At 41.5% G+C, this 6054-nt stretch carries 8 protein-coding genes; 1 reads left to right on the forward strand and 7 read right to left on the reverse strand.

What is annotated here, in order from left to right:
* The first annotated feature begins 142 nt into the window (after positions 1-142).
* A complete protein-coding gene (locus tag IM462_RS15395) occupies positions 143-1429 on the forward strand; it encodes an IS110 family transposase (RefSeq protein WP_287715355.1) in 1287 nt (428 codons plus the stop codon).
* Positions 1430-1489: 60 nt separating this feature from the next.
* Here the strand turns inward: IM462_RS15395 and IM462_RS15400 are convergent, their stop codons facing one another.
* From IM462_RS15400 to IM462_RS15430, 7 genes are all read right to left on the reverse strand, one after another.
* Complete coding sequence (locus IM462_RS15400) at positions 1490-1930, reverse strand: D-Ala-D-Ala carboxypeptidase family metallohydrolase (RefSeq protein WP_287700214.1); 441 nt, start codon at positions 1928-1930, stop codon at positions 1490-1492.
* Positions 1911-2099, reverse strand: coding sequence for a hypothetical protein (locus IM462_RS15405; protein WP_287700213.1), 189 nt, complete (start codon positions 2097-2099; stop codon positions 1911-1913). Before IM462_RS15405 ends, IM462_RS15400 begins: the two co-directional genes overlap by 20 nt.
* A 46-nt stretch (positions 2100-2145) precedes the next feature.
* Positions 2146-2631: a hypothetical protein gene (locus tag IM462_RS15410; protein WP_287700212.1), complete on the reverse strand. Its 486-nt coding sequence runs from the start codon at positions 2629-2631 to the stop codon at positions 2146-2148.
* Entirely contained in the window at positions 2582-2815 is a 234-nt protein-coding gene (locus IM462_RS15415; protein WP_287700211.1) for a hypothetical protein, read from the reverse strand. Before IM462_RS15415 ends, IM462_RS15410 begins: the two co-directional genes overlap by 50 nt.
* A gap of 14 nt (positions 2816-2829) precedes the next feature.
* Positions 2830-3447, reverse strand: a complete 618-nt coding sequence (locus tag IM462_RS15420) for a hypothetical protein (RefSeq protein ID WP_287715357.1) — start codon at positions 3445-3447, stop codon at positions 2830-2832.
* A gap of 109 nt (positions 3448-3556) precedes the next feature.
* The gene (locus tag IM462_RS15425) at positions 3557-4381 is read right to left on the reverse strand and encodes a hypothetical protein (protein ID WP_287700209.1); all 825 of its coding nucleotides are present in this window, start codon (positions 4379-4381) and stop codon (positions 3557-3559) included.
* Between the two features lie 6 nt (positions 4382-4387).
* On the reverse strand, positions 4388-5185 hold the full coding sequence (locus IM462_RS15430) for a hypothetical protein (RefSeq protein WP_287700208.1): 798 nt from the start codon (positions 5183-5185) through the stop codon (positions 4388-4390).
* Positions 5186-6054 lie beyond the last annotated feature (869 nt).

Below are 6054 nucleotides of genomic sequence, written 5' to 3' on the forward strand. Positions count from 1 at the left end.
AGGCGTTAGCCTGTCCTCGCATCGTAAGGCTTCGAGGACTTTTAAAAGTTGTGCCTTTTAAAGTGAGATAGGGCTTAAAAAGCCCTACGGGAGTATCGTAAGGCTAATTCTTTTTAAATTCAATTCACTCCCATTATAACCGATGAAAATACTAGGTATAGACGTTAGCCGTAATTGGGCTATCGTGGTTTTTTTGTGCGAATTTCCGGCGGTTTCCCCCCTGCAATACTCGAAAATTATTGGAGAACCGATTAAAGGCTACCCGCGAATTAAAGGAAACACTCAACTTAACGAGATAGCTTATAAGTTAGAATGTAATGCAGAAGCGATCGAGATTATTAAATCTTTAGAAGCTGACGCGATCATTCTCGAACCTACGGGTTACTGGTATGCAAGCTTCTGGGTTAATTGCGCTAAAAAATTAGGGTTACCTATTTACTGGATATCTCACCAGCAAACTAAGATAAATCGTCAACATTATTTTAAGACTAAAAATAAAGACGATTATCTTGACGCTCTAACCATTGCCTTAACTTATTTCGACAAATCAGGGTTAGACGATCTAGGCAATCCCCCGATTTTAAACAATTACGATCACGACTCGATCGATTTATTGCGCCGGACTTTTCACGAGCGAGAACAGCTTGATAAAAATAAAAACTCTTTGATTAACCAACTTAGACAGCGGTTATGCTGTGAACTTCCGGAGATTGCACAAAGAGTCTTTGAATATATCGGGGTTAAGGGCTGTAATCCTACATTAGGACATATCGCCGGACTAAAAAATAATTCCCGCATCAAAACCACGGCCGGAACTGGAATTAGTGAATATAGCCAGTTGTTAGCTAAGGATATTGTCATTTATCAGGATAGAATTGCGGTTAAAGAAAAAAATCTAAGAGAAATTCTGGAATTAGAGCAGTTTAAGGGTTATTGCCAAGTGTTTGATAAATTTCTTTTTGGGACGGTGACTAAGAGCTTGTTGCTTTTGCACTGTTACCCTATCGAAAGATTTTTAGTCAACGGCAAGCCCTACTTTAAAGGTGATCACGATATCAGCCTTAGAAAGTTTCAAGCTTATCTAGGCTTAGGGTATTCCTATCAAATTTCTGGTGATACCTCAGCCAAACAAGACAAGGTTAAAAAGTCTTGGAAGGGTTCCGATTTGATGCGCTCTCACTTGTACGCTCACGCACTGGTCACTATTTGCCCGAATAAACCCGCTAAAACTGAAATTATTGGCAAGCTTAAGCATTCGTGGCTTAATCCCCGAATTCATGTCTATTACGACCACGAAAATGGTCAAAGAATTGAGAAAACAAAAGAGTTACCCAGTTTTAAGGCACTAGGCAAGGATGGTTTATGTCGCTTGCTGTTTTACGAGACCAGGTTACTCTATCAACTTTTAACCCGCAATTTGTTAAAGTGATACCCCTAGAAAAAATCGATCGCTAGAATCGCGATCGATTGTTTGGAACTGACAACGACCCTAATAATTCCATCGTGGCCCTTTTTGACCACCGGAGCGCCAGCCTTTACCATTTCTCATATCGAGATGCACAAACCCTTTTTTTGCGCCATACCCTAACGCTCCGTGCCAGTGCTGATCAAGCCAAGCTTGAAACTTAATTAAGGACGCGGGGTTAATCGGGTAAATATCAGCCGCCCGACCATAAATGTGCTGAGAATTAGAAAACTTACTCACGGTGCGATTAACAACGGGTGGGCGATACCAAGAGATAACCCTTATTGGAGATCCCCACTCCTCGCGAATCTTGTCGAGTTCGATTGCGAGTTGCAAGATATTGTTTTCTATATCGCCACCAGTGATCGGAATTCGCCGCGGGTCGTTTTTTGTTACCTCTCCTACAGAAAAATATTTAGAGATTTTTTGAGCAGAATTTTTCCAGTTAATTTTCGTCTTGGTCATTGTTTTGGTCGTTTTTGTTATTCCATTGGGTTAAACCAGCGCCCACTACAGCACTCGGACCAGTAAGCGCAATCGCTAATTTTTCAGCGGGCAGATGATAACTTAAAACAATTCCGCTTAATAACCCCGCCCCGACAAAAAGTAAAGCGATTTTATTTTTCTGTGACATTCTAGAAATAATAAAGGACAAACAATAGCGAATAAAGTAAATGGAATCATGGTACACCTGGTAATCTGTTTAAAATTTGATCAAGCTTTTCATCTATTGTGTCCACAATAGGGCCAGTGTAGATAAAAACTCTGTAGGTTACAGAAGTAACCCAGCGGGGAGGGCGAAAAGTCAAGGCGTAACTGCTATTTAATTGATTAAACCTAATTACGTTGACTTTTTTAAAAAACACCGATTGACTATCTACATAACTATCAAAACTTCCCCCAATAGTAATCCCTGTAAAAATTCGCTGAAACACTTTACCGGCATAATTCCAGTTTTGTTGTTCCTCAAAAGCAGTGGCCGATACAGCGATAATGGGAGATTCTAAGGCAATTGGGAAACCTGTATCACCAATAGGAGAAAAAGTCTCTATCCCTTCCTCACTATTGACAGGAGCGGTTAAGGTTTGCTGCCCTACGAATTCCCAGTAACTACTATTAGAAAATTCGTAAATTATTGGCATAATCCAACCGGTCGCTAACTTCATCTAAGTAGTCATCAATGTCGCAGCTTATTGCGACGGCATCACAGTAATCTTCAAAACTAATCTCCTTCTTTAAAAAAAGATTTCTTTGATTCTCAAGATTTTTTACCTGACTAAACAAATCAGGATCAATATCCCTCCCTAACTGAATCTCAAAGCTTGGAATAATTTCGATTAAACTAGACATAGCTTTTAAATTGATTACAAGGTAGCTAATTCAGGGGCTGAAACATATCTTTCGGGTAAAAAAGACACGGAAAATGTAGCGTCTGGAACTGCTAAAGCAATAGCTCGAGCTTGAACGATTTCGCTGTTATCACTCGTTGATCCAAAAGGAATACTGTAGCCTTGTTGGGTAGAGCCTGCTTTTGTTTTATATCTTTTCCCGGTGATTCGCGAAGTTCGCTCGTTTGCCGATGCCGCCTGTTGACGGATAATTGCTCGGGCCGCAATAAACCCTTTAACAAAGATTGGCTTGTTGGGGCTGGTATCCGCCGGGACGGGCTTCCATCCGACCGCAGTTTTTAAGGCCGAGGGTTGACCTGTAAGCCACGTTCTCGCTCGCTCGGACACACTGGCTAGGAAAAGTTTAGACGGGTTTGTCAGGTCTCCAAACGGCTCTATGATGGCGTATTTGATGCCTTGGCGGTTTCTGGTGCTGGAAGCCGGAAGGGTCCGTCTATTGCCGTCTTGATTAAACTTCCACCCGGCATATTTTTTTAATTCTTGATCCTGAATTTGGCTGATGTCCCTGCTGCCTCCACTCTGTAAAAAGCTTAACAATCGAGCCTCTAAGTCCGAAAATCGCCGTCGTGACATATATTTTTAACTTTATCTTCTATGTGCTGTTACAATTGCCATTTTTACACTGATTTTAAAACTCTGCTCTGAGCAGAAAGGTATAGACGTTCTGAGCCCATCTCTACCTTTAGCTAACCAGTGCGTCGATCAACTTAAACGAGCGATCGTAAAGAGTGATCGGCTTGTTTAAGCCCCAGATGGTGGCGGCGGCGTATTGAAAGCGAACATCGACCATCGGGCGGCGGCGGGGCTTTTTATAGCTTTTTCCTAAAATTGTGTGATTACCGGGGTTATAGGGGAAAGACGCATTTTCATCGTCGGCAATGTTAGATTTTAAAAACTTCCAATCAGGTGTATGATTTTGTAAGTCTAAAACCTTATTAATTACTTCTTTAGCGGTAGCCTCATCCCGACAAAGTAACTGCAATTGATAACCTTTTTCTTTTTCAGTGTAAGAGTATAACTTTCTTCCTTTTTTCCAAACATACCCGTTAGCGGGTCCAAACTCTGTCTTTATTTTGTTGCCTAAAGTAGTTAATTCTGTTCTTGTGATTGTAGTGCTAGATTCATTCATTAATCTAAAAGAAATCTCTCCCCACGTTGGACGCTTATCTTCTTCTACGTCGTTATCATCTTCTTTAAAATACAATGTAATTTGTGGTTTAAATTTCCTTGAAGCGTGTAAATCGTCTAAGGGAATCCCATAAAAAGGCTGTTGCAAATCCTGCGCTTTCCTTAAGCTAAAATAAAATAATAAAAATCGCTGGATCATCATATCACAAGTGTCGTTATCCTTAAGCAAACAAGCCCAACGCAACGAAGACCGAGGGACGGCTAAATCTAAATCATCGCCTGTAATGTCACTAAAATCATCTCTCACTATTCGGTTATGAACTCTTAGAATAGTGCTTTGCAAGTGTTCAAATTCGTCGAAGTTGGTAGGAGTAGCCATAAATTGTTAATTGTCGGGTTTAATTAAATCAGACCTGTTTATTTGCGGGGATTGTGAGGAGTTTTTACTGTTGTTCTCGTTGTTTGTTCTGTTTTCTTCTTTTCCGTTAATTTCTGTTCTGATTGTGTTTATCTGAGTGCCAATTTCTGTCACATTCTCGGTAACTGATCTAAATTCCGAGGTTATACTCTCTAAGTCAGAAGCGACCTCACTCGCTTGCTGTAGCCCCTCAATCACTCGATTAATTTGTCTATTTTTGCCACCAGAGAAATTGAACGTTTCGCTCATCCAATTATAGGAGTTTTCTAAAATTACCCCCGATTTTCTTAAAGCGTTGCCAATTTTCCCCGTATACTTAGCAGTCTGTTCAAGTCCCTGAGTAATGCCAAAAAGCGAATCAGTAGTTAACTGATAAATATTGATTGCACTTTGATAAATCCTATTAGCCCTTGCCCACGTTTCAGATAGTTGTGTATAGTTTTCATTGCCTATTAATCCTTTAACAATATTTTCAATTGAGTTGCCGATAACGCTCGAAAAATTTTGGGCAATTTCATCACCATCTTTAATTCCGATAATATTTAAGGCATTTCCCAAAGTCGAGATCAAGGTAGAGCCAATGTTGCGAGATAGCATAACCGCGTTGTGAATAGCCGCAGCCGTAGCCATTAAATTAAGAGCGCGATCAACCACTCTAGACCTCCACAACTTTGTAAATCTATCTTGAAGATAGCCCGATAATCCCCCATTTATTTGAGGGCCAAGCTTATTATTGATAACATTTAAAAGGAATAAATCGCCCACTTGTAAAATTGGGGTTAATTGGTCTAGTTTATTGTTAACTTGATCTAATTTATTATCAATAGGAGTCGGAACACAACAGTTATTGCCCGGCGGTGTTTGATTGACGGGGTTCGGAGGTTGATTAGGATTTGTTGTCTGTGGGTTTCGAGGATTAATTATTGGGAAAGGAGGAAAAAACGGAACTGGTTCTCGATCTCTATTAGGATTAGGGCTAGGTCCGGGGGTAGTTCCGGGGGTAGTTCCGGGGGTAGTTCCTGGAGTAGTTCCAGGGGTAGTTCCGGGGGTAGTTCCGGGGGTAGTTCCTGGAGTAGTTTCCGGGGTAGTTTGAGGAGGTCTGCTCCTATTAAAAAAAGGATCGCTGGTTGAACCAGAAAAGGGATTAGTAGCCGGCGGGAATAATTGAGGTAAATTGGGCGGGAAAAAATCAGGAAATGGAGGCAAAAACGGATTTTTTTCTTCCTCGTCAGGGGTAGCTCTTGGGAGATTAGGCGCTCTTGAAGGAGAAAAAGGACTAAAAGGAGGCGTTATCCTGGGATTTCCTGATGGCGCTGGATTATTTGGGGTTGTCGGGCTGATTCTTGGAGGAGTAAGAGGTGTGTTATTACCAGAAGGTGCAATAGAATATGGAGGGGGCGGGAGGGTTGGGGGGGGCGGGACTGGAGGCCCGCCACTAATCAAGCGAATAGTGTAAGAAAACGAAGTTAAAGTGTGATCACCAGATGAATTACCGTGATCACCTTCGGGAGATAAAGGAATTATTATTCTTCCTTGAGGTGTGTCGACAAACGCCGGAAAAGACCTGTTTTGTCCAAAGGATCCCCACGAACCTCGTACCGCGAGGATTGGCCCTTGGACTAGATAGGGTTCGC

It is taken from the genome of Microcystis sp. M144S2 (genome assembly GCF_020246065.1).
Taxonomy (GTDB): Bacteria; Cyanobacteriota; Cyanobacteriia; order Cyanobacteriales; family Microcystaceae; genus Microcystis; species Microcystis ichthyoblabe_A.